The following is a 25,600-nucleotide window of genomic DNA, read 5'->3' as shown; positions in this document are numbered from 1 at the left end:
TCGCCGTTCTCATCGCTTCATGGGCACTTGTGCTTCTCATGGCCGTTGCCCTTCGATCCGCCGCCGGGTGGGCATTTCGTCGGTGCCGGTCCCTGAGCCGGTGTGGTCGGCGGCGGTGTGGTCGGCGGCGGTGCGGACAGGCTCTGGCTCGGTGGCTTGTGTGCGGCAGAGGCCGGAAGGGCGGAACCGCCCGGATCGGTACTGCTCGCCGGGCCTGCCGGACTCGGCGGGCTCGTCGAGCCCGTCGAGGGGACGGTGGACTGCTGCGGACCCGCCGCTCCGGCGCCGGGAGCCGTCACGCTCGGGCCGACGGTGTCCGCCGAGGCTCCGGAACTGAGCCAGTCGGCGCCCAGACCGACGACGGCTGCGGCCGTACAGGCAGCCGCGCCGAGCAGCGCCAGACGACGGCGAGGCTGACGACGCGTGACATCGGCAGCGCGGGCAGGGGCGGCGTCGGCAGTGGCAGCGCGGACAGAGGCTGCCGCAGCGCCGGACCCGTGGGCCCAGTCGGCCCAGTCGGCCGAACCAGGCTCCGAAGCGCCGGCGAGAAGGCCACCGCGAGACCCTGTCTCAGCAAGCTCCATCGTGTCGCCGACCGCGGTGGGCGCGGGAAGCGTGTCCTCGCCGGCGTCCACCAGCGTGCTCACTTCGTCCGCGGTAGGACGTGCCGCCGCGGTCTTGGCCGTCATCGTCCGCAGCACCTTCAGCCAACCCGGACCGAGGCGCGCGGGGATGCGCGGGGCTCGCAGCGCGTTGGCTGTGGCGCGTTCCAACGGCGTGCCCTGATACTCGCGCTCGCCGGTCAGGGCCTCCAACAGCACGAGGCCCAAGGCGTAGATGTCGACCGCCGGTGTCACCGCGAAGCCCTCGGCTTGTTCGGGCGCGAGGTAGCCGGCGGTGCCGACGATGCAGTCGGTGGCGGTCAGGGCCGGGCCGTCGACGGCGTGCGCGAATCCGAAGTCGGCGAGGTAGGGCGTCCCGTCCTCGGCCAGGAGCACGTTGCTGGGCTTGATGTCGCGGTGGACGATGCCGCGGGCGTGGATGTGCGCCAGCGCGCCGGCCAGGGCCGCGCCGATCCGCTTCACCTCGCGCGGGTCGATCGGTCCCTCGGCGAGCAGCTTCGCCAGCGTCGTGCCCCGGACCAGCGGCATGACGATGAAGCGGTGGGCGTCCGCGTCGCGGCCCGAGTCGTACACCGGCAGCAGGTGCGGGTGGGCGAGGCGGGTCAGGATCCTGGTTTCCTCGTCGACCCGCCCCGACGTGCTGTCACCGATGTCCATGTCGCGGAAGACCTTCACGGCCACCTCGCGCCGCAACACGGTGTCCTCGGCTTCGTGGACGCGCGCCGTCGCCCCCTCTCCGATGACTCGACCCAGAACGTAGCGTTCGCCCACGTCCACCAGTTACTCCTCTCCGCTTCCTGTTATCCGGCGCCGACTTGGTCGCGCAGCCGTCCGAGGATCTGCGAGAGCAGGCGGGAGACCTGCATCTGGGAGACGCCGAGTTCGGCGCCGATCTGGGCTTGGGACATGTTGCGGAAGAACTTCATCAGCAGGATCCGCTTGTCGCGGGGACTCAATTCGGCCAGCAGCGGCTTGAGCGCCTCCCGATCCACCACCAAGTCATATCCGGGGTCGTCGTCGCCCATCAACTCACCCATGCTCGCGCCGTCACCGTCGGCCATCGCCACTGGCACGTCCAGCGAAGCGGTGTGATGCGCGGCGCTGGCCTCGTATGCCTCGGCCACCTCATCGGCCGACAGATCCAGCCGCTCGGCGATCTGCGCCGCACTCGGGGCGTGCCCCAACTGCTGCGTCAGCTCCCGCTCCGCGGCCCGCACCGCCAGCGCGTTCTCCTGCACCCGACGCGGAACATGCACATCCCAGGTGGTGTCCCGGAAATGACGCCGCACCTCCCCGGCGATCATCGGCGTGGCATACGTCAAAAAAGCCGCACCATAGTCCGGGTCGAAGTTGTCGACCGCTTTGACCAGCCCCAGATAGGCGACCTGCTCCAGATCGGCTTGGGACTCCCCGCGCTGGCGGAACCGGCCGGCTACATACCGGGCATAGGACATGTACTCCCCGATGACAAACTCGCGCAGCCCCTCATATTCGGCATCATCAGGAGCCATCCGACGCAAACGCACCAACGCGGCTCTGGCCGCGGCGCGCTCACGGGCATAATCCCCCGATTCGGCAGGCGTGTTCACAGATCACTTCCCGCCCGTACGACGCTTCAAAATCTCCACATGCACCGTCGGACCGTCCACCCGCCACAAAATGTCGTCCACCAGCGCGGACAAGATCGTCCACCCGAACTCATCGCTCTGCGGCGGCGCGGCGTTACGCGCCTGACGACTCAGCACCACGCGCAGCGCCACCTCGTCGAGGACGAAGCGGCACACCAGGTCTCCGGCGCCGGTGAGGGACTGCCGGTCTCTGATCGTGTGCCGCAGGAGAAGGCCACAGGCCTCGTCGACGGCCAGGCGCAGATCGGCGACCTCCGACAGCGTGCACCCGACCTTCGTCGCGACGTGCGCGCTGGCCGAGCGGATGATGGGCAAGTAGTCAGCGTCAGCCGGTACCTGGATCACCACGGTCTCCGCCTCGGTCTCCACCGCGGCCTCAGCCACGGGGGATGTCCGTCCGGACTGTACTTCTGGATCCATGTTCGCTCTCCGACGGGTCTCGATCGCGGGCGGCTGCCGTTCCACCCGGCAGGTGAGTGCCCACCGGTCTGTCCGCTCGCTGGCCCGCCGTACCCCGGGCACGCCGCGATAAACGGTGCGTTGTCAGTACGCGACGCGGTCAGCCATGTGGCGGGGGGCATTTGGGGTGCCGCCGGTGCGGTCCGGACAGACCCGGCCACTCCCGGCCCTGGCTCACAACTCCCACCGCCACACCCCGGAACAGCCCAAAAAAGCGTCCGGGAAATCATTCAAACATCTGTTGGTAGAGTCACCGCGAACGCCGAGACCTGGTGTCCGCCGCCGTCGGTGGCCGGATGCCGAACGGATCGAACACTAGGAGCCGGCCATGGAGTTCTCTTGTACCGCGAGGCAGGTCGCGGGCCGTGTGGTGCTCGCGGTCGCCGGCGACGTGGACCTCGCCGCGCACACCCGGTTCGAGGCCGAGGTCGAGCAGGCGTGGGACGGCTCGACCGATCTGGTCATCGACTGCTCGGGCATCACTTTCCTGGACTCCATGGGCCTTCGCGTCCTGGTGCACACCAAGCAGCGGGCCGACGAAACCGGCCACAGCGTGGTGCTGGCGGCGCCGTCGGACCCGGTACTGCGGGTGTTGGACCTCGCCGGTATCAGGAGCCTGTTTCCCGAGGTGGATCCGGTCTCCGACGCCGAACCCGATGCCGATCCGGCTGAATAGCCTCAGCGCCCGGTGAGCTCAACCTCAAACGAGCTCAATCCCCGACCTGTCCGAACCCCCGCTCCAGGGCGTCGAGCGCCTGCCCGACCCCATCTTTGACCCGCCGTTCGACCTCGGCGGGCGCCGCGCCCTCGAGCAAGCCCTTCTGCAGCAGATCGTGGCGGAGTATCAGAGCCCCGACCATCAAAGCCGCCCACGGCACCGATCCCCCGGCTGCCGCCAGCGGATCCGACCACGACTGAAGAATCGCCGCACGCCGTGTCCGCAGCGTCGGCGAGTCGTGCTCGCACCGGCTCCAGATCCGCATCCCGTCCCACGAAACGGCGTCGACCTCGGCCCACGGACGCGGAGCGGTGAGCACCGGACCGTCGAGGACCAGCGGCCGCAGCGCGCTGGTCGGCGACGCCGCGGCACGCTCGCGCAGCGCGTCGACCAGAGCCTCCAAGATGGCCGGCTCGGCGTCGAAGAACAGATCCTCCTTCGCCCCGAAGTAGTTGGTCACCGTCTTCACCGAGACGTCCGCCGCCTCCGCGACCTGCGCCAGCGTGACGTTTTCGAAGCCGTCGCGTTCGAAGAGCCGGGTCGCGCAGTCGGAGACGCGCTGCCGGGTCGCGGCTCGTTTGCGCTCGCGGAGACCGTTGCTTACCATGATAGAAACTTTACCATGATGGAAATTATTCAGGCGAGCTTCCCGGCGAAGTCGGTCGGAGGCGACGTCGACTACCGTGTCCTGCTCCCGCCGGACTGGAAGCAGGGCGAGCAACTCCCGCTGGTCGTGCACCTCCATGGCGCGATGTCGTCATCGGCGTCTCTGGAGGCCGCCAAGCCGCTCTACGAGGAGGTCTTCGAACAAGGCGGGTTCCCGCGCGCCGTCATCGCTTGCCCAAGCACTCCCACTGCAGAAGGCTTCTATATCGACTGGCCCGACGGAGCCGCCTGGGAGACGTTGGTCAGCGACGAGTTCCCCGAACACCTCGCGGCGACCCGCGGTCCGTTCACCGCTACCGCCCTCATCGGCGCCTCGATGGGCGGCTACGGTGTCCTCAAAACAGCCTTCTGCGACCCGGACCGCTTCACCGCGGTCGCTGCCGTCTCGCCGGCCGTGTTCCCCGGTGAGACACCGGAATCCGTGCCCGAGGCGAACATCCCGTCCGTCCTGGGTGATCTGCACCGCGCCATGGCCCACGGATCAAACGACCCCGACACGTACGTCGGCAACTCTGTCCACGGCAGAGCACGCCGCAACGCCGACCGGATCCGCTCCCGCGCTCTACCGATCCTGGTCGATTGCGGAGCCGCCGATGAGTTTCTCCTGCACGAGGGCGCGGAGTATCTGCACCAAGTCTTGGAGGAGCTGGACATCATCCATGAGTTCCGTCTCGTCGAGGGCGCGGGACACGTCGGGCCAGCAGCAGACGCCCGCACGCGAGATGCGATCCGGTTTCTCGGCGCCGCGCTCATCGCCCGCTGACCAAGCGCATCGCCCCGGCCAAACGCATCGCCCCCAAGCAAGCAAGAGCGGGCCGCCTCCCCGAAGGAAGACGGCCCGCTCCGGCTAACCGGTGAGGACTACCGCTCGGCTACGGATTCACCGTGATGGTCATCGTGCTGGTCGTGTTCTCGATGTTGACGTCGTTGTTGCTCTCCGTCAGGTGGGTGAAGGTCGCCGAGCCGACTGCCGGCCCCTGCCCGGGCTCCGGCAGCGGGTTGGCCCAGATGCCGAATCCGGACTTGCCGTTGCCGATCCCGTCGTTGTTGGCGTGGGCGCCGGTGATCGTCATGTCCGTGAACGTGGTGTCCTTGAACGGGTACTGCGCGGTGTTGCCCACGTAGTCCGTCTGGAACATGATCCCGGTGTACGTCGGGTCGGTGATCGACCCGCTGTTCACGCGGATGCCCTGGAAGGGGTTGGTCGCCGAGAACGCCCAGACCGCTCCGAAGGCCTGACCGCCCCAGAAGTGTCCACCGTCACGGGCCAGCGAGAAGTTCTGGATCGTGGTGGTCTGGGGAGCGGCTTCGAAGCCTTCGAAGGCGAATCCGAAGTTCAGCGAGCTGATGGTCAGGCCCGGGTAGCAGAGCGTGTCCGAGACGGTGAAGTTCTGGACCGTGTTCGCGCCGCCGCCGTAGATCGCGACACCCGCCGCCCGCCAGGGGGCGATGGAGGTCACGTTCTGGATGGTGTTGTTGATCTCCTTGCAGCCGCTGCAGCTGTCCTGGGCGGCGAACAGCGCGAAGCTGTCGTCGCCGGTGGTCCGCGCCTCGTCGTTGGAGATCATGTTGTTCTGGCTGCCGTTGGTGAGGTTGATGCCGTCAGCCAGGGTGTCGCGGATGCGCATGTTGGTGAACGAGGAGTTCGTCACCGAGGTCAGACCCCACACGCCCACCACGTTGTGCTCGATCCAGACGTTGTCGATCGACAGGTTCGCCACGTTGGTGAGCTGGAAGGTGTGGCCCGGTCCGTCGATGCGCGTGGTGTAGTTGCCGAACCACGCGAAGCCGCTGAACGAGGACCCGCTGGCTGTGGACTGCACGTCCCAGCCGGTGTCGGTGTTCGTCTGGCCCTGGGGGGCGACGAACTGGGTGTACCAGACACCCGCGCCGACGATCTTGATCGCCTTGCCGTAGATGGTCAGCCGTCCGGACAGGGTGTACTGGCCGGCCGGCAGGTACACGCCGGTGTACTTGCCCGTCGTGTCCTGGCGGACCGTGTCGATGGCGTTCTGCACGTCCTGCTGGGCGAAGCCGGCGGGGACGAGCAGGTGCGCCGGGTCCGGGTTCGCGGTGGGCGCGGTCTGCTCCAGGTTCATGAAGTCGATCGCGTACTGCGAGGTGTTCGTGCTGTCCTTCTTCAGCTGGAACACGGTGCCGGTCGGGTAGGAGTTGGCCAGCAGGAAGCTGGCCTCGTCGTAGATGTGCCGCGGCGAGCCGGCGCTCGGGGAGTCCCCGGGACCGGTCTCCGCGCCGTAGAGCCACGCGTAGTGCGAGGTTAGGCTCAGCGGCTTCACCAGCGTGCCGTTCGCGTACAGGTCGAGGGTGGCGTTGATGCCGCCGCCGCCCGAGGCGTCCGGGATGGAGTAGCGCAGCACGAAGGTGTTCGTCGACTCCCGCGAGGTCCAGCTCACCGAGTCGCCGGTGTTGTTCAGCGTGACCGCGGTGCGGCCGGTGGCCTCGCCGGCGATGTCGCCGATGGTGCGGTTCGGACCGACGACCGCCGCGGAGCCGCCGAGGGTGCCGGCGGTGCTCTTGTAGGTGTCGTAGGGCATGTTCGCGCCCTGGCCCACGAACAGCGGGGTGTCGCTGGTCAGGTGCGGGACCTTGATCGGCAGCTCGTTCGCGTCGGTGGCGAGCACCATGTGCGCGTTGTACTTGCCGTTCGCGGCGGTCCACGTGCCCAGGGTCACCGGTGCCGCGGTGGCGCCGGCGGCGATCACGCCGCTGACCGAGCCGGTCAGGGTGGCCACGGTCGCGTTGTTCTGGTCCTGCAGGGTGACCGTGATGCCGTGCGAGCCGCTGGTGGTGGCCATCGTGCCCTGGTTCTTCACCGAGGCGGTGAAGGTCACCGTGTTGCCGTTCGACGGGTTCGGCGGCGTCCAGGACAGCGTGCCGACCAGGTCGGCGGACTGCACCGGGGCGACGACCAGGCTCGCCGGGTTGGTGTAGCTCTGGTTGGCCTGCGTCTCGAAGTTCTTCTTCGACTCGTCGACCTTGGTGGTGAGCTGGTAGCTGCCGGCGGTCAGGGTGCCGATCGGCGCCGTGACGGTCGCGGTGGCGCCGGGCGCCAGCGCGCCGACGGTCGTCGAGCCGACCTTGTTGGTGCCCAGGTAGAAGTTGACGTCGGTGGCGACCGAGGCCGCGGTGCCGGCGTTGGAGATCACCGCGGAGGCGGTGACGGTGTCGGTCTCGATCGGCTTGGACGGTGTCCAGGACGAGCTGGTCGGGGTCAGGTCCGGGTTCGGCGACGGAGTGCCGAAGACCTGGAACTCAGCGGTCTGCCCGCCCGGCGCCCCGCTGTTGCTGGTGATGGACAGCTCGACGTCCGCGACGCGCGCGCTGACCGGGATGGTGACCGTGTTCTGGTTGCTGTTCGGGTCGAAGGAGTAGGACTTCGCCGCGGCGATCGTGCTGAACGTCGTCGCGCTCTGCTCCCGGCCCAGGACCGCGATGGTCTGGGTCCGCGCCGACCAGGCGCCGGCCGGGTTCAGCTTCACCACGACCGAGGAGATGTCGGCGTTCGCGCCCAGGTGCACCGTCAGGTTCGACGGGTAGGACGCACCCTCGAAGTACGTGGTCACGTCACCGTCGTTGGCGTTCGCCGGGGCGAAGGTGAAGGTGTTCGCCGTACCGTCGATCGGCTTGTTCAGCGCCAGGTTGGTCTGGGTGCCGCCGGAGCCGGTGCGGGTCACGGTGTTCGACGCGGTGGACTCGTTGCCGGCCGCGTCGTGCGCCTGGACGTAGTACGAGACGGTCAGGGTGTCCGCGACCGCGTCGGTGTACGTCAGGGTGCTGCCGGAGACCGTGGTGACCTTCGCGTTGTTGCGGAAGACGTCGTAGCCGGTGACCCCGACGTTGTCGCTGCTCGCCGCCCAGGTCAGCTTCACCTGGCCGGAGGCCGGCTGGGTGAAGGCCAGGTTGGTCGGCGCGGTCGGCGCGGTGGTGTCCCCGCCGGTGGCGCCGGTGCGGGTCACGCTGTTGCTGTTGCCCGACTGGTTGCCCGCCGCGTCGTGCGCGCGCACGTAGTACGTGACGGTCTCGGTGGCCGGCGGGTTGTCGGTGTAGGTCAGCGCGGTGGCCGGGACCGAGGTCAGCAGCACGTTGTTGGCGTACACGTCATACCCGGTGACCGCCACGTTGTCGGTGCTGGCGCCCCAGGTCAGGGCGACCGCGCCGGAGGCGTTCTGGGTGTAGGCCAGGGTGCCCGGCGTGCTCGGCGGGGTGGTGTCGCCGCCAGAGGGGCCGTAGACCTCGAACTCGCCGATCTGCCCGGCCGGCCACCCGGTGTTGGCGGTGATGTTCAGCCGGACGTAGCGGGTGGTCGTGGCGGTGAAGCTGATCGTCACGGTGTTGCCGTTGGCGTTCGGGTCGAACGTGTACCCGGCGGAGGCGACGATGTCACTGAAGCTGGACCCGTTGGTGCTGCCCTGCACGGCCAGCGTCTGGGTCCGCGTGGCCCACGAGGTGGCCGGCGGGAGCTTCAGCACGACCTTGTTGACCTGCACCGAGGCGCCGAGGTCGACCTGGAGCCACTGCGGGAGGGCGTTGTCCGCGCTCTCCCAGTAGGTGCTGGCGTTGCTGTCGTTGGCGTTGGCCGGAACGTAGTTCTGGCTGGTGCCGCTGGCCGACATCGTCTTGCCCAGCGCCAGGTTCGTGGCCGAGGCGGTGTTGCCGTAGACCTCGAACTCCGAGAGCTGCGCGGCGCTCCAGCCGGAGTTGGCGGTGATGTTCACCCGCACGTACCGGGCGCTCGTCGCGCCGAAGCTGATCGTCACGGTGTCGCTGTTGGCGGTCGGGTCGAAGGAGTACGCGGCCGAGGCGACGATCGTGGAGAAGGTGGAGTTGTCCGTGCTGCCCTGGACCGACAGCGTTTCGGTGCGCGCGCCCCAGGAGCTCGGGAGCTTCAGCACGACCTGGTTGACCGACGTCGCGGCACCGAGGTCGACCTGCGCCCACTGCGGGAACGCGCCGTTGGTGCCCTCCCAGTACGAGCTCTGGTTCCCGTCGGTGAGGTTGGACCCGACGTAGGGCGAGTTCGAGCTGGAGACGGAGACCGCCTTGCCCAGCGCCAGATTGCTGCCCGCGGCGTGCGCCGCCTGAGCGGGCAACAGCGGTATCAGCGCGGCCGTCATGGCCGCGAGGACCAGTCCGATCGCGCTCCGGCGCCATCGCCGGGCCGTGGCCGGCGAACCGGCCATGAGTGTTCCGTGACGCATCGACTTCCTCGGTTCGTGGGGCGGGAAGGGGGACACGTCAGAGCCATGCCAGACAATTGCCGATCGAGACTTCGATCTTTTCATGACTCTGACGCTTTTTTGCGTCGTGCCATGGGGAAGTTACAGAGACGCTACCGACAGGTCAAGAGATGGAGGAAATGAAGGCAACACAGTCCGGCTGCCGACCGCAGGATCCTGCGGTCGGCAGCCGGACTGTGGTCAGGCTGCGCGGGCTCGTGCCCGCCGGGCGCCGATCAGTCTTCGATGATCACGCCGCGGCCTCCCCAGCCGGTCAGACCGCCCATGATGCACAGCACCGAGCCGATCAGGGCGAACCACAGGCCGATCTGCAGGCCGTGGTCGGAGGAACGCTGGACCTGGATGATGAACAGGACCGAGCCGACCACGCCCACGGCGCCGGCCAGCCGGATCAGCCAGCCGCTGGCGTCGGCCAGCCCGAGCACGGCGACCAGGCCGACCAGGATCGAGATCCCGCCGATCGACTGCACGATGTTGTTCGTGCTGCCGAAGGAGTCCTGGTACACCGACTTCCACGTCATGTGCGTGCCCTGCATGTCGCGCGTCCAGTTCAGGAACGCGCCGACGATCAGGCCCGCGGCGCCCAGCGTCGTGAGCAGGATCCGGGATGTGACGCCGGTCGGGCCGACCCGCGACGTCGTGTGGTGCATGACCATGTGCTGTCACCTCCGTGCGGCTTCAGGCGAGCGCCGCTCTTCGTCGTACCGGAAGACGTCCTTGTGTCCGAAGGCGCACGGCGTCAAACGGTGCGGATCTCAGCGTTAGACGACGGCCTCGCTGGGTACGCGGTCGCCTCCGCAGGCAGGAGCGAGTCATTCAGGAGCAGCCATGGGACCGTGGAAAGCCAGAAGGAGGCGGGCCGCCTACTCGCGGCTGATCGCCAAGGTGTCCGAGCACGACGTGATCTGGGCCGCCGAGGAGATCGTCGGCACCGCCTGGATGGCCGGGCTCGTGGACGCCGAACGCCAAGCTGCCTCGCGGAGGGCATCAGGCCGCGTCCGCGACCGGCACGAGGGTCTGCGGCGCTTCGCCGAGCGCGAGCGCGCGGCGTGGGAGCAGGCCGAATGGATGCGGACACTCGAAGTACTCGCCGACCGGGATCTGCTTGCCGAAGCGGCACGCACAGCCGGCGTACAGGAGGGACTTACTCATGAGCACCGCTGACAAGCCGGACCAGAACGAAGCCCAAGAGCTGAAGGGACACGTCGAGGAGACGGCCGGGCGGATCTTCGGCGACGACGACCTCGTCGCCCGCGGCCGGGCCGACCAGATCGCCGCGCACGCCAAACAAGCCGCGACGCAGGCCGGCGAGGCCGCCAAGAGCGTCGGGCAGCGCGTGAAGGAACGCGCGCTGCACAAGCTCGGCGAGTTGCACGAACGGCTGCACGAGGCGGCCGAGGAGAACCAGGACCCTGACACTGAGCCTCACACGGAGCCTCACACGGAGCCTCACACGGAGCCTCACACGGACCGTGCCACGGGACCGGATCCGGACTCCGGCACCCCCAAGGACTCCTTGCCCGACACGCATGATCTGCGGCAGTCGGGACATGAAGGCGCGCGATGACCGCCGTGGCGGCCGTAGGCGCCCGCCAGACGACGTAGCACCCACGAGAACCTGGAGCCCGCAGCGATGACGACGATGAATCCCGTCCGCCCGGTCGACGCCGGTGTCGGCGCACGAACCGGGGCACGCGCCGCGACGCGACCCGGAGCACCGGTGATGCGCACCGGCCTGGTCCGGCTGCGGGTCAACCCCGACGACACCCGGCGCCGTTCGCTCAGCGAGCGGGAACACGAAGTGCTCATGCTGGTGGCGGCCGGGGGTACCAGGGACGACATCTCCCGTGAGCTGGGCATGGCGCCGGGTACGGTGGCCAGCCACATGACGCGGATCTACCGTGCCTTGGGCGCGCGCAACGCCGCGCACGCGGTCGCGCTGGCGCACGGCTGCGGAGTGCTGTCGGCACGCCCGGAGCCGCTGGCGCCGTTCGTCTCGCGGCGGGAACGCCAAGTGCTGGCCGGGCTGGCGCACGGACTGACTTCGGCGCAGGTGGCGTTCCACCTGTCGCTGTCCATAGAGACGGTGAAGACCCATCTGCGGCGCGTCTACCGGAAGCTGGAAGTCACCAGCGGGGCGAACGCCGTGGACACCGCGATCAGCCGGCGGCTACTGGCGGTCGTCGTCGACACCAACGGAGCCGCTCCACGGCGCACTTTGGGCCGAGCCGCTGTGTGAGGCGGCTGCAGTGAACGCGGCAGTGGAGGTGACCATGCGCACGACGCTTCAGCAACTCGCCGAGCACGGACAGAGCCCGTGGATCCACCACCTGACCCGGGACTGGATCCACGATCCCGACCACGGCCTGCCACGCCTGATCCGACACGGCGTCACCGGCGCGGTGGCCAACCCCGCGACGCTGGTCGCGGCGCTGTCCGGCACGACGGCGTACGACGAGCAGATCAGGACTCTGCTTCCGGTGGTGGAGGACAGCAACGAGTTCCACCGCCAACTGGTACGCCTCGACGCCCGGGACGCCTGCGATCTGCTGCTGGAGACGGCAGCCGGCGACAAGCCGCTGGACGGCTGGATCGGCGTCGAGGTCGACCCGCGCTTCATCGACGACGCGGCGGCGATCGTGGAGCAGGCGCGGTGGCTCTCGGCTGCGGTCGGGCGTCCGAACCTGCTCGTCGGCATCACCGCGGCGGGCAGCGGACTGGCCGCCATCGAGGAGGCCACAGCGCTCGGGTTGTCGGTGCTGGCCACCGGCGTCTACTCGCCGGGCCGCTATCGCGACACGGCGCTGGCCTACCAGCGCGGTCTCGCCCGGTTGGTGGCCGCCGGCGGCGATCCGGCGACCGTGACCTCGGTGGCTTCGGTCCCGGTAGCGGCGCTGGATGAGAAGGCAGACCTGCGGCTGCGTGCCGTGGGCCGGCATCCGGAACTGATCGGCACGCTGGGGATGGCCACCGCCAAGCTGATCCGCAGCGAATACCTGGCGTTCTTCACCGGGGCGGAGTGGGAGCGGCTGGCGGCGTTCGGCGCGACCCCGCAGCGCTGCCTGTGGTCCGGCCTCACGGTGTCCGACGGTCGCCAACCGAGCCTTCGCTACGCGGAAGGACTGATCGGCCGAGGCTCCGCGGCACTGCTGAGCCGGCACACCGCCGAGGCTTTTCTGTCCCGCGGCCGGGTTCAGCCGACCTTGGACTACCAGCTGACGGCGGCGCGGCGGATCCTCGCGGCCCACGTCAAGGCCGGAGTGAGTCCGAAGCTGATCGTGAACGCTTTGGAAGCGGAGAACGTGCGGCGCGGCGCGGAGGCGTTCGGCGACGTCCGGGCTCTGATCGACTACAAGCGGGCCCAGCTGGGAGTCATGGCGTTCCGGTGAGCGCCGGTTCTACAGGTCTCCCGGCTCGGTATCCAGTACCGGTTCGCGATCCGCACGGATCCCAACACGGTGCTCGCAATAGTGCCGCCCGGCCAGCGCACCGCCGAAGATGACGAACCCCACGCCGATCAGCCAGGACAGCACCACCAGGACCACGCCGACCATCCCGTAGTCCCTCGCGCTGGAGACCATCATCGGGTTGAACACCAGCACCGAGAAGGCCCGCAGGCCGCTGAGCCCGGCGACGGTCGCCAGCGCGCCGGGCAGCAGCCAGCCCCAGGGCACACGTCCGGCGAGCAGGAAGTACTGACCCCACCAGAAGAAGAACAGCCCGGCCGTGGCGACGATGACGATCCGCCCGGCCGAGGCCAGCGGTCCGTGCCGCAGCAGGGCGCCGCTCTCCATCTCGAAGCCGAGATAGCCGATCATCGCGGCCAGCCACACCGCGCGCCGCCACGCCTGCCGCCACGATTCCGGGGGAATCTCCCAGATCCCTTGATAACCGCGCTGAACATCTGTCACAAAGGCGAGTCCGAAGGCCGCCAGCAATGCCAGACCGAGGACGCCGACCTGTCCGGTCGCCTGATGATGCGAGGCGAAAAGATGCAGCACCGGCGTTGCTGTATTCGGGGGAAGCCCCATTCCGTCGACGACCCATTGTCCGAGCCCTTGCTGGGAGGCCGGATTGACCGCGGCCACCACCACGAGCAGCGGTGCCAACGCCACCAGGCCCAACGTCGCGAAGGCCATGGACCGCCGGACCAACTCCAGCTGGGTGCCGCCGCGCCAGACATTTCCGATAACGCTGCGGCTGAAGCGTTCGCGCCAGCGTGCGTACCTACTCGCCGGCAATCCGCAGGCGGATTCGCTTTCCATTCCACACCTCCGGCCGTGGAATACCGATCAGCGCCTGAGGGCATCCAATCGGGGTGCGCAGCTCGTATTTCAGCACAGGTCCGGATCGCGGGTCGCCCGGACGAGGCCGTTCGCCGGACCCGTGACCGAGAAACCGGCTTCCCGCAGCTCCTCGTGCACGGTGTCGGTCGAGGCCGGCCACATGGTGAATTCCTCATGTTCCAGCCGGACGGTCCGGCCGCCGCGCTCGACCCGGTAGGTGTAGGCGACCGCCAGCAGGCCGCGGTCCGGCCGGAGGCACACCTGCGCGCTGTAGGTGTCGGGCCCGACCCGGACCGGCGGCAGGTCGCGCCGCGTCGGCTCATCGGGCACGCTGGTCGGTGGCGGGTCGACGAGGAGCTGCCCGCCGGGCACCAGCGCCTCCGCCGCGGCTCGCCAGAGCAAGCGGCGCAGGGGCGGCTCCACGACACCGGCGACGTTCGCGCACACCACGAGATCGGCTTGCCGGGTCAGCCCGGCGCCTTGGAGCGTGCCGGGGTGGACGGTCACGCGGGCGCGGACGTCCGCGCTCAGAGCGGCCAGGCGCGTCAGCAGCGCCACCCGCATCGGCGTGGCGGGCTCGACGGCGTGGACCGGCGCCGCCGAGCGGGCCAGCAGCACCTCCGTGACGATGCCGGTGCCCGCCCCGACGTCGACGATCCCCACCCGCGCCGCGCTCGCGGCGGCGGCGAACCGGTGCTCGGCCAGCCGGCGGTCGGACTCGGCCTGCAGGATGTCGTAGAACTCCGCCGTCACCGTGTACGGCGCGGTCGCGCCGGCGCTCGCGCTCGGGGCGACGCCGTCGACGTGATCTTGGATCATGCCGCGCTCATACCCCGAAATCAGGCTTCCAGCGCGGGACGGCCGCGGCGCGCGGGACCGGGTCTACTTGCCGGTGCCCTGGATGCCGTCGGGGACGACGATGCCGCTCTTGCCCGTGCCCTCGATGCCCTGCGGGCTGCCGGCGGCGACGGTTCGGCTGGAGTGCGGCACGGCCGCCGTGATCAGCACCGCCGGGGTCAAGCCGACGGTGAGGGCGGACGCGAGCACCGCCAGGCCGGCGGCTGTGCGGGATCTGGCCATCGGTACGGTTCCTTCCTCAAAAGCCCATAAGATCCAGACAGTCTGGGCAGTCGGGACAGTCAGGACTCTTGCATAATAGGCCGCGCACTCCCCTTCGTGTTTCGTCGGTGCGGCAGGGCGGAATGCCCCTGCCGTGCCTGACGTACCGATCGCGCCACAATGCCCGCCTCAGCGCGTGTCCCCAGCGCTGAGTATCGACCGCGACGGACCGGGCGATCTGGCGCGGTTGCTCGCGTCCGGCCCGTTTCCCGAGGCACTGCGAGCCGCGATCGCCGGCAGCGGGCTGAGCCTGGACCGGCTGCAATACCGGCTGCGGCGGCAGGGCACGCCGATCAGTCTGGCCACGCTCAGCAGCTGGCAATCCGGGCGGCGGCAGCCGGAGCGTGCGGCGTCGATGGCCGCGCTGCACCGGCTCGAGGAGATCGTCGGAGTGCCGCCGGGCGCGCTGGCGGCGCTGGTCGGTCCGCGCCGCGCGCGCGGGCGCAGTGTCTACACCGGCGCGCCGGATTTGGTGGAGGTGTGGGACTGGGATCCGATAGCCGGGCTGCTGGGCGAATTCGACACCAGCTCCGACGACGTGCTGGTGCGGCTGTCCCAATACGAGCGGCTCACGGTCGGTCCGGACGGACGGCTGCGCGAGCTGTACTCGCGGGCGCTGGTCCGCGCCGCCACCAACGACGTGCGGTCCTCGATCGTGATCGACCAGGCAGCCGAGGGCACCGCCTCGGTGGTCCGTCCGCTGCGCGGCTGCACCCTCGGCGCCGTCCGCTCGCGGCCGGACGCCGGACTGACCATCGCCGAGCTGCTGCTGCCGCATCCGCTTCAGCGCGGCGAGCTGCTGCTGATGGAATACGTGGTCGAATTCACCGCACCGTTCCCGCGCGACAACGACACCTATCGCCGCCTGCGGCTGCCGGTCCGCGAGTACATCATCGACGTCGAATTCACCCGGCCGGCGTTGCCCGCACGGTGTGTGCAGTTCGTCGCTTCCTTAGACGATGAAAGCGTGATGACCGAGCGGGTGTTGACGCTCGACGAACGGGATCGGGTGTGCGCGCTGGGGGTCGATCTGGATCCGTGCGTGTTCGGGGTCCGGTGGGAGTGGTCCGAGACGCCGTGAGGGCGCGGCGTCTCGGACGTTCAGCGGTTCAGCGGCTCAGGAGTGGACCCAGCTGAGCTTGAACGAGCCTCCGGACAGCGCGGAGTTCTTCGTCAGCGGCGTGTTGCCGCGCTCGACGTTGGTCGAGTTGGGCGTGCCGGCGCTGGCCAGCGGCTTGCCGTTGGCGGTGAGGTCGGAGAAGGTGATCGAGCCGAAGTTCGCCACCGGCTGGATGCCGTTGCCCAGGTCCTCGACGATCGCCTCGGCCGAGGACAGGTCGTCGCTGCCGCTCTCGTGGAACGTCTTGGACCAGCCGCGCGTCGTGTCCTTCTCGGTCAGCGTCCAGGAGCTGCCGCTCACCGACACCGAGGCGGTGACGGTGTCGCCGGCCTTCATGGTCTCGGTGAAGTAGTTCGAGTCCGCCGGATACATCTCGACCCACGGGTAGTACGCCGCGACGCCGTTCTCGCAGTCCTGGTCGAACCCGATCTGCTCGACCGTGTCCGAGCTCCAGCCGTCGATGCCGATCCACGGCGAGACCGAGCTGTTCCGCGTCGAGGAGCAGTTGAGGGCGGGGACCGTCCACGAACCGCTGACCGAGGTGAACCTGGCGCCGGTATCGGCGTACCCGCCCCAGATCTGGTCGGAGTGCCGCGCGTGGTCGTAGTGCGGGAAGCTTGCCGGGGAGGCGGTGGCGGCCGCGGCCGGTCCGGCCAGCGCGGTGGCGAGCAGCACCGAGGTACCCGCGGCCAGCCAGACCAAGCCGACCCGGGATCGGGATATTGCCATGGTGGTCCTTTCACGTGGGGTTGGCGGCCACCCGACGATGAGGGGCGATCCGCTGTGAAGGCACGCATGAGGCGGTGGCCGAGCAGGGCTAGGGGTATTCCCGACCGGTCCATCGCAGCAGGCTTATAGAGGAGAGTGACCGAATAGCCCGCTGCGGGAAACCAAGAGAGAGTAAAGCGTGTGATGTCGCGACGTTGACGTTTTCACACTTTGGACCGGCCGGAACGCCGGGCGTCCGCGTCGAAAAGCGGGGCCGCCAGCCGCCGGCGCCACCAAGACACGCACCACCGAACTGCGCCCCCTGCGAGGCCATCAACACCTTGCGCGAAGCCGTAAAAGGCTTATAAAACGCCACAAACCAACCGCACCAGCCCACTCCGCGCAACCCACGCATAAGGCGCGCGCGGTCAGGGTCGAGGCTACTGACCGGCGCTCAGATCCTGCCGTGCCAACACCGTGCCGTCGCCGGCGAGCACCGCCACCGCGCGCAGGCGTGCGGCTGCCAGCGGGATGTCGCCGCTGAACACCACGCGGGTGCTCGGGGTGCCGGCCCAGTGGCAGGCTTCGATGATCGCGCCGTCGTCCGTGGTCACCTCGAGCACGCATTCGCGCAGGGCTCGGGGCGAGCGGACCTCGACGTCCAGCGCCGTCTGGTCGTCCGGCAGAGGTTCGGCCGACACCGCCAGACCGACCGCGGTGGTCTGCGCGTCCGCCGCTGATCTCGCGGTCTCGCCGGGCTGTGCCGACGGCGCGGCCGGGATCGAGTCGGCGTACGCGGGGGCGAAGCCGGTGGCGACCATCGCGGCGGAGAAGGCGCCGCCGGCCAGCAGTGCGCGCCGCCGCCGCGTCCACGGCCGGGCCGGGCGCTCGGTCCGGTCGGGTCGCTCGGCGCGTTCGGGGCGGGCCGTGGCGGCCGAGGACTGCTCGGTCGCCACCGTGTCTGTCAGTTCTCTGATGTCCTCGAGGGACAGCGAGTCCAGCAGTCCGGGCAGCACGCCGAGGCTCGTGTACTCCAGGTAACAAAGGTCGCAGTCCTGCAGATGCTGCTGCACCGCCTGCTGCTGCTCCGGCTCTAGGGCGTTGAGAACATATGCCGCCAGCGCCTCGCTGTTCTCCGCGCTGTGATCAGGGTCCCGGGGAGCGGTGCGGTTCCTCGAACTCATCGCATCCCTTCCGCCAGGGCGGATTCCACGCTCCGCGTGTGGGTCATCTTACCCGCGCCCAAAGTGACGACTGGATGAACGGACGTCAATTGATCGCTCCGTCCAGCGTCGCGGCTTGGACTTTGCCGGCGGTCAGTCCCCAGTGGGACAGGATCGCCGCGTACTCGCCGTCGTCGATGAGATCCTGCATCGCGCGGAGGATCGCGGTGTCCATGGGCTTGTCCTCCTTGGCGAGCGCGAAACCGTACGGCGCCTTGTCGATCTGGTCGCCGGCGACCTGCAAGAGCCCGCCGGAATGCGCCGTTTCGTACAGCGCGATCGGGGCGTCCTCGACCATCGCGTCCGCCCTGCCGCCGAGCAGGGCGGCCCGCGAGTCGGCCTCGGCGGCGACCACGATCGGCGTGATCGGCGGCAGTCCGTCGGCGACGCACTGCGCCGACCGGGACGACAGCACCGGATCGATCTCGATCGTGCCGTCTTGAGCCGCGACCCGATGCCCGCACAGCGATTCGTCGTCGGGGTAGAGCGTCAGCGGGTTACCCGACTTCACCAGCAACGAGGAACCGGCTTGGAAGTAGGTGACGAAGTCCCCCAGCTCCTCACGGCGCGTCGTGTCCGTGATCGAGGAGACGCCGATGTCGTACTGCCCCTGCTGCACTCCGGCGAGGATGTCGCGGAACTGCACCTGGTTGAACTGCACGCGCACGCCGAGCTTGACCCCGACGGCGCGCGCCAGGTCCACGTCCATGCCCACCAGCGTGCCGTCGGACTGGCGGAACTCATCCGGCGGGTAGGTCGGGTCGGTGGCGATGGTCAGCACGCCGCGCGCCAGGATCTCGGCCGGCAGTTGCGAGCGGGCTGCGGGATCGACCTGCCCGGCGCCCACCGCCGACGCGGAGTGCGCGCCGCGCGATTCGCATCCGGCGGCCAGTCCGGAACCGCAGACGAGTGTGACGACCAGAGTCAGAACCCTGACTCTCTTTGAGCTCCGGCTGCGGCGGCTAAGGCGGCTGCGGCAAGCGGCGGGCCAGACGTCCGCGGCACTCACAGCGGCCTGGCCCGTTGCAGTTCGTGCACGAGCGAGGGCGTCAGGCGCGCGCCGGCCTGGTTGGCGTACACCGTCATCTCGAAGGCGATGGTCCCCAGGTCCGAGCCCTTCATGGCGCGCACGCCGAGCAGGGCCCGGTGGCCGATCGCGGCGACCAGCAGGTAGCCGTCGGCGAGGTCCATGATGATCTTGTTCAGCGGGCCCAGGTCCTCGGTCGTGGTGACGGCGCCGGCCAGGCTCGCCAGGCCCGAGACGATGGCCGAGAGCCGGTCGGCGGCGTCCGGGCCGCGGGTGTCGGAGACCGCGATCGGCAGCCCGTCGGCGGACACCACGATCGCGTCGGTGACGCCTTCGGTCTGGCGGACGAAGGCGTCGACCGTCCACGAGAAGTCCTGCGCCTGCCGGCTGAGTCCGGTGCGGCTCGGTGTGTCGCTCATCGGTTCTCCACGCTCGTTCCCATCCCGTCGGCGCGAGCCGCTCCGGCTTGGAAGGCCTCGATCTCGGCGCGCACGGCGTCCGGGTCCGGCGTCGGCGGCGGCACGTGCGGCGTGCCGCCGGTGCGCGGCGTCAGGTGCGCACCGGGCACCCGCCGCGCCAGCGGGAACGGGACGGTGCCGGGGTCCCGCGACGGCTGCCACGCCGGTGGCACGCCGTTCGTCTCTACGACTGGGGAATCAGTGTCCTGATGGTGTGCGCGCCGCCCGACGCCCTCGCCGCTCCACGCCGTCATCGCGCGCTGGATCGCCTCGGCGACCTCGCGGCGGATCCGGTCGGCTTCGCGTTCCGTACCGCCGGTGCCGTCGGCCGCCTTCTGCCCGCTGCCCGCCGCGACGAACAGCCGGTCCGGGATCACCACGACCGCCGTGACGCCGCCGCCGGGCGTCTCGCACAGCCGCACGCTGAGCCCGTGCCGCCGAGCCAGCCGCCCGACGACGAACAGACCCAGCACGTCCGTCGGCGCCAGGTCCAGCCGCTCGCGCGAGACCAGGCGCGTGTTCTCCCGCTCGATGCGGTCGGCGCTCATGCCCACGCCGTGGTCGACGATCCGCACGCAGCGGTCGTCGGCGACGCGGTAGGCGGAGACCTCGACGCGGCTTTCCGGCGGTGAGAAGGCGACCGCGTTCGCCATCAGCTCGGCCAGGACCAGGACGACGTCGCCGGCGGTGCGCGGGCGCAGCAGATCCTCCACGGCGGAGGCCGAATCCACGCGCCGGTAGTCGTCGATGTCGCTTTGCGCGGCGCGGACCGCGTCGTACAGGCTCAGCGGTTCGCCGGGGGCGCCGTCCTCGTACGGCGTGCCGGACAGCACGATGAGGCTGTGCGCGCTGCGGCGCAGCCGGGAGGCGGCGTGGTCCAGGCGGAACAAGCGGTCCAGGCGGTCGGCGTCGATCTCCTTGGCTTCGAGGTCGTCGATGAGCGCCAGCTGCCGGCGCACCAGGTTGAGCGTGCGGCGCCCGATGCTGCCGTACATCACCGCGACGTTGCGGCGGCTGAGGATCTGCCGCTCCAGCAGCCGCGCCGAGGTCGCCTGCACCCGGTTGAACGCCTCGGCCAGCGTGCCGACCTCGTCGCGGCTGGTGATGCGCACCGCCGCCAGCCGCGGCATCGGCGAGCGCGGCCCGGAGTCGTCGACGTCGGCGACCCGGCGCAGCTCGGAGTCGGCCAGATCGGCGACCTCGGTCGCGGCCTCGGTCAGCCCGCGCAGCGGCTCGGAGATCGAGCGCCGGATGCTGACGCTGAGCCAGATGACGACGATCAGCAGCGCCTCCACCGCGACGCCGAACCCGGCGGCGGCGACCCGCTCGGTGTGCGCGGCGTGCCCGGCCTCGCTGGCGATGTCGTGCGCGATCTTCTCCTCGACCAGGACGCGCAGACCGTACTGGGCCGTCACGGCGTCGGCGAGGCGGTCCACCAGGGCCCTGCGATCGGCGGCGCTTTGGGTGTCCGCCGGGGTCGAGGAGTAGCCGGTCTGGGTTGATTGGGTGGTCTGGGCTGATTGGAGGGTCTGGGCTGGTTGCGCGGTCTGCGCGGTCGGCTGGTCCCCGGAGCCGCTCGGGACGCCGTGCGCCGTCTCGATCTGCCCCTGCAGGTCGTTGACGAGCGCCGAGGCGGTACCGAACTCGGCGAGCCGGAACAGCTGTGCCTGATCGGTCGTGGCGAGTTCCTTGAACCGGTCGACCTCCACCGCTTCCTGCTGCTCGGCACGGCCCGCCGCCCCCAGCGACCCCGCCGCTCCGGCCGGCGCCGCGACCGAGGCGAGCAGCGCCGCACCGGCGGTACCGCGGTACTGGTCGGCGCGGAAGAGCGCGTCCAGCGCGTCCTGGTCGGCGCTGCCGGCGACCGTCGCGTCGCGCGGGTGGATCAGGCCGATCGCATCGATCAGAGCGCCGACCACGGTGTCGTAGGCGGAGTTGAGCCGGTTCGGTGTGATGGCGTGCTGCAGCACCTGCCCGCGCAGCGCGCCGATGCCGTCGGCGCCGTCGACGCCGTCGAGCGCGGCGGCCAGCGCCGGAGTGAGCTGGCTGCCGAGAGAACGCCGTAGATCGGCCGCGGTTCCGGAGACCAGCGCCTCCTGCACCACTAGGGAGTTGGGCGCGGCATCCGGCGAGGCCAGGTAGGAGATCGAGAGCAACCGCTCCTGCTGCACGTCCTGCACAAGAGCGCCGATCAGGTCCGCCGCCTTCATCAGCCCGGCCAGATCAGAAGCCTGCGACGCCCGGTTCACCCGGTCGGCGATCAGCGGCGCCGTCGCCAGCAGCAGCCCGACCAGCGGGACGACCACGAGGAGGTGGAGCTTGTGCCGGATGAGGAGCCCGCGTCGGGGACGGGGCATCAGGGACGCCGTTCGGGGAGGGTGAGGGGAACCGGATCGGTTGCCTCGACCGGTTCCGCTGCTGCCGGAACGGGCTGCTCCCCGGGCTCCTCGGGAATCGCTTGCCGCGCAGGGGTATCGGAGCTTGTTCCTACCTCTGGCTCGGGTCTGGACGGCTTGAACCGCGCAACCGTACGCGCGGGGGTACGTGTCGTCGCGCGCTCCGCAGTCCTTGTGTCCGCTCCCCGCTGGCGCCACAGCCACCACAGCGACAGCACCGCGACCACCGCGCCGCCCCCGAGCAGTGCCGCCATCGCCGTCCGCTGCCTGTCGTATCCGGCTTCGCGCGCCTGGAGCAGCTTGTCCAGCTCGTCCAGTCCGGCGGTCTCCAACACCTGCACCGCCGGGTCGAACGCCTTGCGGTCCTCGGAGACCGTCGGCGCCGAGGGCACGATCAGGGCGTCGTCGATCGCGGACGCCGTCGGCGCGAGTGCGTTGATGTCGGTGTTGACCAGATCGACGTCGCCGAGCAGGTGCGGGCCCAGGGTGGCGCTCGCTGTGGTGCGGAAGACCTTGTTCAGCGCGGTCACGAAGGCGTGCGCGTCCACGGCTATCCGGTCGCGCAGCATCGCGACCTGCGCCGTCGCCGCCGCGCGGGCGGCATCGGGCGACGCCGAGGCCGACGTTCCGTCGGGTTCGGCGAGGGTCACCTGGTCGTCGTAGCGTCCCGCTTGCACCGCCATGTCCGGCAGCCAGACCGTGAGGGCGTCGATCAGGTGATAGGCGTCCGCCCGGGAGTCCGGGACCAGGCCGGAGGCGTCGTCGATGGCTGCGATCTGTTGCAGCAGCAGGTCGGTGACCTGGCCGTAGGCCCGATACGCGGCCGCTCCGGTGGTCGACGTGCCGGACAGGGCGAGCACCTGCGGACGGATCTGGGCCCACAGCGTGCCGGCTCCGGGATCCGGGTCGCTCGGCAGTCCGGTGGCGTCCACCGCCGCGACCGCCTGCGACAGGTCGGGTGGACTCGTCGGCAGATTGCGCACCGCCGAGGACTGGGCTTCGGCGACCGACACCAGCAGCTTCACGGTCTGCCCGAGGTACTGGATGCCGCGCCGCTCCGCCCGCACCGATGCCAGCCCGCTCCCTGAGTCGTCCCACACCACCGCGGCGGATCCGGCAGCCGGGACCAACGCCGCGGCGATCAGGCCGATCACCGCTGCCCGTCGCCCGCGGCGCCTCGTTGCACCTCTGGCCATACCGGAACCGGACCCTTCGCTCGGGAAAGCGCACAACGCCCGCCCGCCGGCGGAGTCGGCGAGCGCAGGTCAGGAAAGTATGCAGGGCCACGGCGCCGACGGCACCGCCCGGGGCGGCGTTCAGCGCTCGACACCCCCGCCGGCACTCACCCACGGAATGATGGTCCGCGCCTCAGGCCCGGCACCCAGCGCGGAAACCAGCTGCTCCCACGTCCCGTCCTTGCGCCACGCGTAGAAAAGCGCATAGGTGGTCTGATAAGGCCCATAACGGTCAGGAATCCGATCCCAGCGCCCACTCTCCCGAAACCGCCACCGAATCCCGTCGATCAGCTCACGCCGCGACCGATAACGAGGCCGCCCACCCTTCCCCCGCGCCGGCGGAATAGGCAGCAGCGGCTCAAGCAGGTCCCACTCCGCATCGGTGAGGTCGCCGTACATGTGTCACTCCCTCGCGTCTGGCATCTCCGGCAGGAACGCAAGCCGTTCCGGGATGCACTACGCGCGCGAGCGCGGCTCATATCACCGGCGCCGCAAGATTCTTTTCGGCTGCGGCGCCTGCTCGGCGCGCGTGGGGGTGGTGTGGGGCGATTGGGTGCGGTTATTTTGTGGCTTTTAAAGGCTTTTTACGGCTTCGCGCATGGTTTGAATGGCCTCGCAGGGGGCGCAGCCCGGTGCCGGGTGGCTGGGTCACGTCGGCGGCTGGCGGTTGTTCGTGTTCACGACCGCCGGCCGCCAATGCAGCCCAAGCACCCATCACCGAACTGCGTCCCCTGCGAGGCCATCAACACCCGCGCGAAGCCGTAAAGAAAGCTTCTAAAAGCCACAAACAAACCGCTCCGACCCCAGCTCACCTCACCGCTCGAACCCCAAGTCCGTCAGCGCCTGCCGCAGGTTCCGGGCTGCGTGGTACGTCCGTGAGCGGGCGGTGCCGAGGGGGATGCCGAGGAGGTGGGCGGTCTCCTCGATGGTGCGGCCGTTGAAGTGGACCTCGATGATCATGGCTCGGTGCTCGGGGCTGAGTTTGAGGAGCGCGCGGCGTACCACCTGCGCGAGGAGTACCCGCTCGAATTCGGGCTCCTCGGCGCCGAAGGTGTCTGAGCCTGCCTCGTCGACCTCGCAGACTTCGGCGGGGCGGGCGCCTCGGGCTCGTGCGGCGTCGATCGCGGCGCGGCGGGCGACGGTGAAGACCAGGGGGCGCAGGGCCTCGACGTCGCCGCCGAAGTGCTCGGGGTGGCGCCAGATGCGGACCATGGTCTCCTGGAGCAGGTCCTCGGCGCGCGCCGCGTCGCCCAGAGTCAGGCGCAGCAGGTAGCGCAGGAGCGGTCCGGAGTGCACACGGAACAGCTCGGCCATGAAGGCGTCCGCTGTCCAATCCGCGTGCTCAGCACCCATTCAGAACCTTCTGTAGACCGGCTCAGGCTCCGAAACGGCCCGCTTGTGGGGATCCCCCATGGCGTGGCCAGATTCTAGTGCAAAGCGCGCCTGCCACCCGAGCACCGGGGCAGCAGGCGGCGGATCTGAAGCCGGCGGTCACAGCCTGGTTATCCACAAGCCCGCGTAGAGAAGGTCTGCTCGATTACTCTGAGGGCGGACCAGCCGCGAGCACGAGGTGGTCGCCACCATGGAATATTCGCGCCTCGATCTGGGCGACACCACGGACCTGCGGGTCAGTGTCGTGCGCGATCCCATGCCGACGCTGATCTCCCTGGTCGCCGACGTCTACGGGCATCGGCCGCAGGGCGTCGTGGAACCGTGGCGCCGCCTGGTCCGCGAGAGCGCGCGGGTCGACGCCGCAGCCGTGCTGCATCCGATGTTCGCGCCGCGCACGCCGGTGCTGCCGGACTGCATCAGTCCCCTGGTTCACGACCACGGCCGCGCCGCGGATCCGACCGACCACTTCGAGCGGATCCGGGAGACGGCACCGGCGGTCCTCCTCGGCGAACTCCACCGGATCTTCGGCGCCGACCTGCCGGCGCAGTGGCGTCCGGTCGCCGCCGCACCCAAGCGGTGGCTGCACGGCGTCGCCGAGGTCATGGCCGGGACGTGGAGCGCGTTCGCCCCGGTGTGGAACCGCGCCTCGGCGCTGTTCGACCGCGAGTTCGAGCGGGTCGGCTCGGCCATGGTCCGCAGCGCGTCCGAGACGGTGTTCCTCGGCCTCGGATCCCGCCACCGTTACAAGGACGGCGTCCTGCACATCGAGGACCGCTACCCGGCGGACTTCTCGCTCCAGGGACGCACACTCGCCTTCGTCCCAGTCGTCTCCAGCTCCGCGCCGACCCTGTGCGAACTCGACGACCCGCATCAGGTGTGGCTCGGATACGCGATGCCGGGACAAGGCCGCCTGCACAGCAGCGAGGACTACGTCCCGCCCCGAACCGACGCCCTCGGCACCGCCATCGGCCGCACCCGCGCCCACATCCTCCGCATGCTGACAGCGCCCGCGACGATGTCCGACATCGCCGCCTGGATCAACGCCACCGCTCCGGCAGCCACCTACCACTGCCGCCAGTTGGAGGACGCCGGTCTGCTCACGCGCTACCGGCACGGGCTGTACACCGAGGTGCGGCGCACGCTGCGCGGCGAGGCGCTGATCGACCTGTTCCGCTGACGATCAGGGGGCTGACAGCGCCCGCAGGTGTCCGATTGTTTCGCATCGCGCACTATTCGCCGACAAAGGCGTTATTGACCCTTTGTGCGGGCTCTGATACGCATGGA

25 protein-coding genes are annotated in these 25,600 nt (G+C 69.8%); 8 read left to right on the top strand and 17 right to left on the bottom strand.

What is annotated here, in order from left to right:
- Positions 1 to 17 precede the first annotated feature (17 nt).
- The 3 genes from CACI_RS45670 to CACI_RS16895 form a co-directional block, all read right to left on the bottom strand.
- Positions 18 to 1,400 (bottom strand): serine/threonine-protein kinase, encoded by a 1,383-nt coding sequence (locus CACI_RS45670; RefSeq protein ID WP_012787600.1) that lies wholly within the window; start codon positions 1,398 to 1,400, stop codon positions 18 to 20.
- A gap of 23 nt (positions 1,401 to 1,423) precedes the next feature.
- Positions 1,424 to 2,134 (bottom strand): SigB/SigF/SigG family RNA polymerase sigma factor, encoded by a 711-nt coding sequence (locus CACI_RS16900; RefSeq protein WP_223297552.1) that lies wholly within the window; start codon positions 2,132 to 2,134, stop codon positions 1,424 to 1,426.
- Positions 2,135 to 2,215: 81 nt separating this feature from the next.
- Positions 2,216 to 2,620, bottom strand: coding sequence for an ATP-binding protein (locus CACI_RS16895; RefSeq protein ID WP_223297551.1), 405 nt, complete (start codon positions 2,618 to 2,620; stop codon positions 2,216 to 2,218).
- A 418-nt stretch (positions 2,621 to 3,038) separates the two neighbouring features.
- On the opposite strand from CACI_RS16895, the gene CACI_RS16890 reads away from it, so the two are divergent.
- Positions 3,039 to 3,386 (top strand): STAS domain-containing protein, encoded by a 348-nt coding sequence (locus CACI_RS16890; RefSeq protein WP_012787597.1) that lies wholly within the window; start codon positions 3,039 to 3,041, stop codon positions 3,384 to 3,386.
- Between the two features lie 34 nt (positions 3,387 to 3,420).
- Here the strand turns inward: CACI_RS16890 and CACI_RS16885 are convergent, their stop codons facing one another.
- On the bottom strand, positions 3,421 to 4,035 hold the full coding sequence (locus tag CACI_RS16885; RefSeq protein WP_012787596.1) for a TetR/AcrR family transcriptional regulator: 615 nt from the start codon (positions 4,033 to 4,035) through the stop codon (positions 3,421 to 3,423).
- Positions 4,036 to 4,050: 15 nt separating this feature from the next.
- Between CACI_RS16885 and CACI_RS16880 the strand changes: the two genes are divergently transcribed.
- A complete protein-coding gene (locus CACI_RS16880) occupies positions 4,051 to 4,857 on the top strand; it encodes an alpha/beta hydrolase (RefSeq protein WP_012787595.1) in 807 nt (268 codons plus the stop codon).
- 109 nt (positions 4,858 to 4,966) lie between these two features.
- Here the strand turns inward: CACI_RS16880 and CACI_RS16875 are convergent, their stop codons facing one another.
- Both CACI_RS16875 and CACI_RS16870 read right to left on the bottom strand, forming a co-directional pair.
- Complete coding sequence (locus CACI_RS16875; protein ID WP_049871606.1) at positions 4,967 to 9,295, bottom strand: discoidin domain-containing protein; 4,329 nt, start codon at positions 9,293 to 9,295, stop codon at positions 4,967 to 4,969.
- A gap of 272 nt (positions 9,296 to 9,567) precedes the next feature.
- A complete protein-coding gene (locus CACI_RS16870) occupies positions 9,568 to 10,008 on the bottom strand; it encodes a hypothetical protein (RefSeq protein ID WP_012787593.1) in 441 nt (146 codons plus the stop codon).
- 172 nt (positions 10,009 to 10,180) lie between these two features.
- Here CACI_RS16870 and CACI_RS16865 point away from each other — a divergent pair, with 172 nt between their 5' ends.
- The 4 genes from CACI_RS16865 (at position 10,181) to CACI_RS16845 (ending at position 12,741) form a co-directional block, all read left to right on the top strand.
- Positions 10,181 to 10,516, top strand: coding sequence for a hypothetical protein (locus CACI_RS16865; protein ID WP_012787592.1), 336 nt, complete (start codon positions 10,181 to 10,183; stop codon positions 10,514 to 10,516).
- Positions 10,503 to 10,919, top strand: coding sequence for a CsbD family protein (locus CACI_RS51215; protein WP_012787591.1), 417 nt, complete (start codon positions 10,503 to 10,505; stop codon positions 10,917 to 10,919). The genes CACI_RS16865 and CACI_RS51215 overlap by 14 nt, the downstream gene beginning before the upstream one ends.
- A gap of 66 nt (positions 10,920 to 10,985) precedes the next feature.
- The gene (locus CACI_RS45665) at positions 10,986 to 11,591 is read left to right on the top strand and encodes a response regulator transcription factor (protein ID WP_049871605.1); all 606 of its coding nucleotides are present in this window, start codon (positions 10,986 to 10,988) and stop codon (positions 11,589 to 11,591) included.
- 34 nt (positions 11,592 to 11,625) lie between these two features.
- On the top strand, positions 11,626 to 12,741 hold the full coding sequence (locus tag CACI_RS16845) for a transaldolase family protein (RefSeq protein ID WP_012787589.1): 1,116 nt from the start codon (positions 11,626 to 11,628) through the stop codon (positions 12,739 to 12,741).
- A 9-nt stretch (positions 12,742 to 12,750) separates the two neighbouring features.
- Here the strand turns inward: CACI_RS16845 and CACI_RS16840 are convergent, their stop codons facing one another.
- From CACI_RS16840 to CACI_RS16830, 3 genes are all read right to left on the bottom strand, one after another.
- Positions 12,751 to 13,617, bottom strand: coding sequence for a YhjD/YihY/BrkB family envelope integrity protein (locus CACI_RS16840; protein ID WP_012787588.1), 867 nt, complete (start codon positions 13,615 to 13,617; stop codon positions 12,751 to 12,753).
- A 69-nt stretch (positions 13,618 to 13,686) separates the two neighbouring features.
- Entirely contained in the window at positions 13,687 to 14,457 is a 771-nt protein-coding gene (locus CACI_RS16835; protein ID WP_012787587.1) for a class I SAM-dependent methyltransferase, read from the bottom strand.
- A 63-nt stretch (positions 14,458 to 14,520) separates the two neighbouring features.
- The gene (locus CACI_RS16830) at positions 14,521 to 14,718 is read right to left on the bottom strand and encodes a hypothetical protein (RefSeq protein WP_012787586.1); all 198 of its coding nucleotides are present in this window, start codon (positions 14,716 to 14,718) and stop codon (positions 14,521 to 14,523) included.
- 175 nt (positions 14,719 to 14,893) lie between these two features.
- Between CACI_RS16830 and CACI_RS16825 the strand changes: the two genes are divergently transcribed.
- Positions 14,894 to 15,838: a hypothetical protein gene (locus CACI_RS16825; protein WP_012787585.1), complete on the top strand. Its 945-nt coding sequence runs from the start codon at positions 14,894 to 14,896 to the stop codon at positions 15,836 to 15,838.
- A 36-nt stretch (positions 15,839 to 15,874) separates the two neighbouring features.
- Here CACI_RS16825 and CACI_RS16820 read toward each other — a convergent pair whose 3' ends face one another.
- The 8 genes from CACI_RS16820 to CACI_RS16785 form a co-directional block, all read right to left on the bottom strand.
- Positions 15,875 to 16,606 (bottom strand): G1 family glutamic endopeptidase, encoded by a 732-nt coding sequence (locus CACI_RS16820; protein ID WP_012787584.1) that lies wholly within the window; start codon positions 16,604 to 16,606, stop codon positions 15,875 to 15,877.
- 419 nt (positions 16,607 to 17,025) lie between these two features.
- On the bottom strand, positions 17,026 to 17,769 hold the full coding sequence (locus CACI_RS16815) for a zf-HC2 domain-containing protein (protein WP_012787583.1): 744 nt from the start codon (positions 17,767 to 17,769) through the stop codon (positions 17,026 to 17,028).
- Between the two features lie 85 nt (positions 17,770 to 17,854).
- Positions 17,855 to 18,655, bottom strand: a complete 801-nt coding sequence (locus CACI_RS16810; protein ID WP_049871602.1) for an ABC transporter substrate-binding protein — start codon at positions 18,653 to 18,655, stop codon at positions 17,855 to 17,857.
- A 158-nt stretch (positions 18,656 to 18,813) separates the two neighbouring features.
- Positions 18,814 to 19,254: a roadblock/LC7 domain-containing protein gene (locus CACI_RS16805; RefSeq protein WP_012787581.1), complete on the bottom strand. Its 441-nt coding sequence runs from the start codon at positions 19,252 to 19,254 to the stop codon at positions 18,814 to 18,816.
- A complete protein-coding gene (locus CACI_RS45660) occupies positions 19,251 to 21,650 on the bottom strand; it encodes a sensor histidine kinase (RefSeq protein ID WP_012787580.1) in 2,400 nt (799 codons plus the stop codon). Before CACI_RS45660 ends, CACI_RS16805 begins: the two co-directional genes overlap by 4 nt.
- Entirely contained in the window at positions 21,650 to 22,843 is a 1,194-nt protein-coding gene (locus CACI_RS16795; RefSeq protein ID WP_012787579.1) for a hypothetical protein, read from the bottom strand. Before CACI_RS16795 ends, CACI_RS45660 begins: the two co-directional genes overlap by 1 nt.
- A gap of 162 nt (positions 22,844 to 23,005) precedes the next feature.
- Positions 23,006 to 23,323, bottom strand: coding sequence for a transposase (locus tag CACI_RS16790; protein WP_012787578.1), 318 nt, complete (start codon positions 23,321 to 23,323; stop codon positions 23,006 to 23,008).
- A gap of 414 nt (positions 23,324 to 23,737) precedes the next feature.
- Positions 23,738 to 24,277: a sigma-70 family RNA polymerase sigma factor gene (locus CACI_RS16785; RefSeq protein WP_012787577.1), complete on the bottom strand. Its 540-nt coding sequence runs from the start codon at positions 24,275 to 24,277 to the stop codon at positions 23,738 to 23,740.
- A gap of 229 nt (positions 24,278 to 24,506) precedes the next feature.
- On the opposite strand from CACI_RS16785, the gene CACI_RS16780 reads away from it, so the two are divergent.
- Complete coding sequence (locus CACI_RS16780; protein ID WP_012787576.1) at positions 24,507 to 25,493, top strand: ArsR/SmtB family transcription factor; 987 nt, start codon at positions 24,507 to 24,509, stop codon at positions 25,491 to 25,493.
- Positions 25,494 to 25,600: the final 107 nt, after the last annotated feature.

It is taken from the genome of Catenulispora acidiphila DSM 44928 (assembly GCF_000024025.1).
GTDB lineage: Bacteria > Actinomycetota > Actinomycetes > Streptomycetales > Catenulisporaceae > Catenulispora > Catenulispora acidiphila.
This window is presented reverse-complemented; position numbering and strand designations above follow the sequence as displayed.

Bases quoted from the DNA above. Each gene is read 5' to 3' on its own strand.
- CACI_RS16835 (WP_012787587.1), bottom strand. From the start codon at position 14,457: ATGATCCAAGATCACGTCGACGGCGTCGCCCCGAGCGCGAGCGCCGGC.
- CACI_RS16865 (WP_012787592.1), top strand. From the start codon at position 10,181: ATGGGACCGTGGAAAGCCAGAAGGAGGCGGGCCGCCTACTCGCGGCTG.
- CACI_RS16830 (WP_012787586.1), bottom strand. From the start codon at position 14,718: ATGGCCAGATCCCGCACAGCCGCCGGCCTGGCGGTGCTCGCGTCCGCC.
- CACI_RS16870 (WP_012787593.1), bottom strand. From the start codon at position 10,008: ATGGTCATGCACCACACGACGTCGCGGGTCGGCCCGACCGGCGTCACA.
- CACI_RS16805 (WP_012787581.1), bottom strand. From the start codon at position 19,254: ATGAGCGACACACCGAGCCGCACCGGACTCAGCCGGCAGGCGCAGGAC.
- CACI_RS16815 (WP_012787583.1), bottom strand. From the start codon at position 17,769: ATGAGTTCGAGGAACCGCACCGCTCCCCGGGACCCTGATCACAGCGCG.
- CACI_RS51215 (WP_012787591.1), top strand. From the start codon at position 10,503: ATGAGCACCGCTGACAAGCCGGACCAGAACGAAGCCCAAGAGCTGAAG.
- CACI_RS16820 (WP_012787584.1), bottom strand. From the start codon at position 16,606: ATGGCAATATCCCGATCCCGGGTCGGCTTGGTCTGGCTGGCCGCGGGT.
- CACI_RS16885 (WP_012787596.1), bottom strand. From the start codon at position 4,035: ATGGTAAGCAACGGTCTCCGCGAGCGCAAACGAGCCGCGACCCGGCAG.
- CACI_RS16900 (WP_223297552.1), bottom strand. From the start codon at position 2,134: ATGGCTCCTGATGATGCCGAATATGAGGGGCTGCGCGAGTTTGTCATC.
- CACI_RS45660 (WP_012787580.1), bottom strand. From the start codon at position 21,650: ATGCCCCGTCCCCGACGCGGGCTCCTCATCCGGCACAAGCTCCACCTC.
- CACI_RS16840 (WP_012787588.1), bottom strand. From the start codon at position 13,617: ATGGAAAGCGAATCCGCCTGCGGATTGCCGGCGAGTAGGTACGCACGC.
- CACI_RS16785 (WP_012787577.1), bottom strand. From the start codon at position 24,277: ATGGGTGCTGAGCACGCGGATTGGACAGCGGACGCCTTCATGGCCGAG.
- CACI_RS16880 (WP_012787595.1), top strand. From the start codon at position 4,051: ATGATGGAAATTATTCAGGCGAGCTTCCCGGCGAAGTCGGTCGGAGGC.
- CACI_RS16845 (WP_012787589.1), top strand. From the start codon at position 11,626: ATGCGCACGACGCTTCAGCAACTCGCCGAGCACGGACAGAGCCCGTGG.
- CACI_RS45665 (WP_049871605.1), top strand. From the start codon at position 10,986: ATGACGACGATGAATCCCGTCCGCCCGGTCGACGCCGGTGTCGGCGCA.
- CACI_RS16890 (WP_012787597.1), top strand. From the start codon at position 3,039: ATGGAGTTCTCTTGTACCGCGAGGCAGGTCGCGGGCCGTGTGGTGCTC.
- CACI_RS16875 (WP_049871606.1), bottom strand. From the start codon at position 9,295: ATGGCCGGTTCGCCGGCCACGGCCCGGCGATGGCGCCGGAGCGCGATC.
- CACI_RS16790 (WP_012787578.1), bottom strand. From the start codon at position 23,323: ATGTACGGCGACCTCACCGATGCGGAGTGGGACCTGCTTGAGCCGCTG.
- CACI_RS16780 (WP_012787576.1), top strand. From the start codon at position 24,507: ATGGAATATTCGCGCCTCGATCTGGGCGACACCACGGACCTGCGGGTC.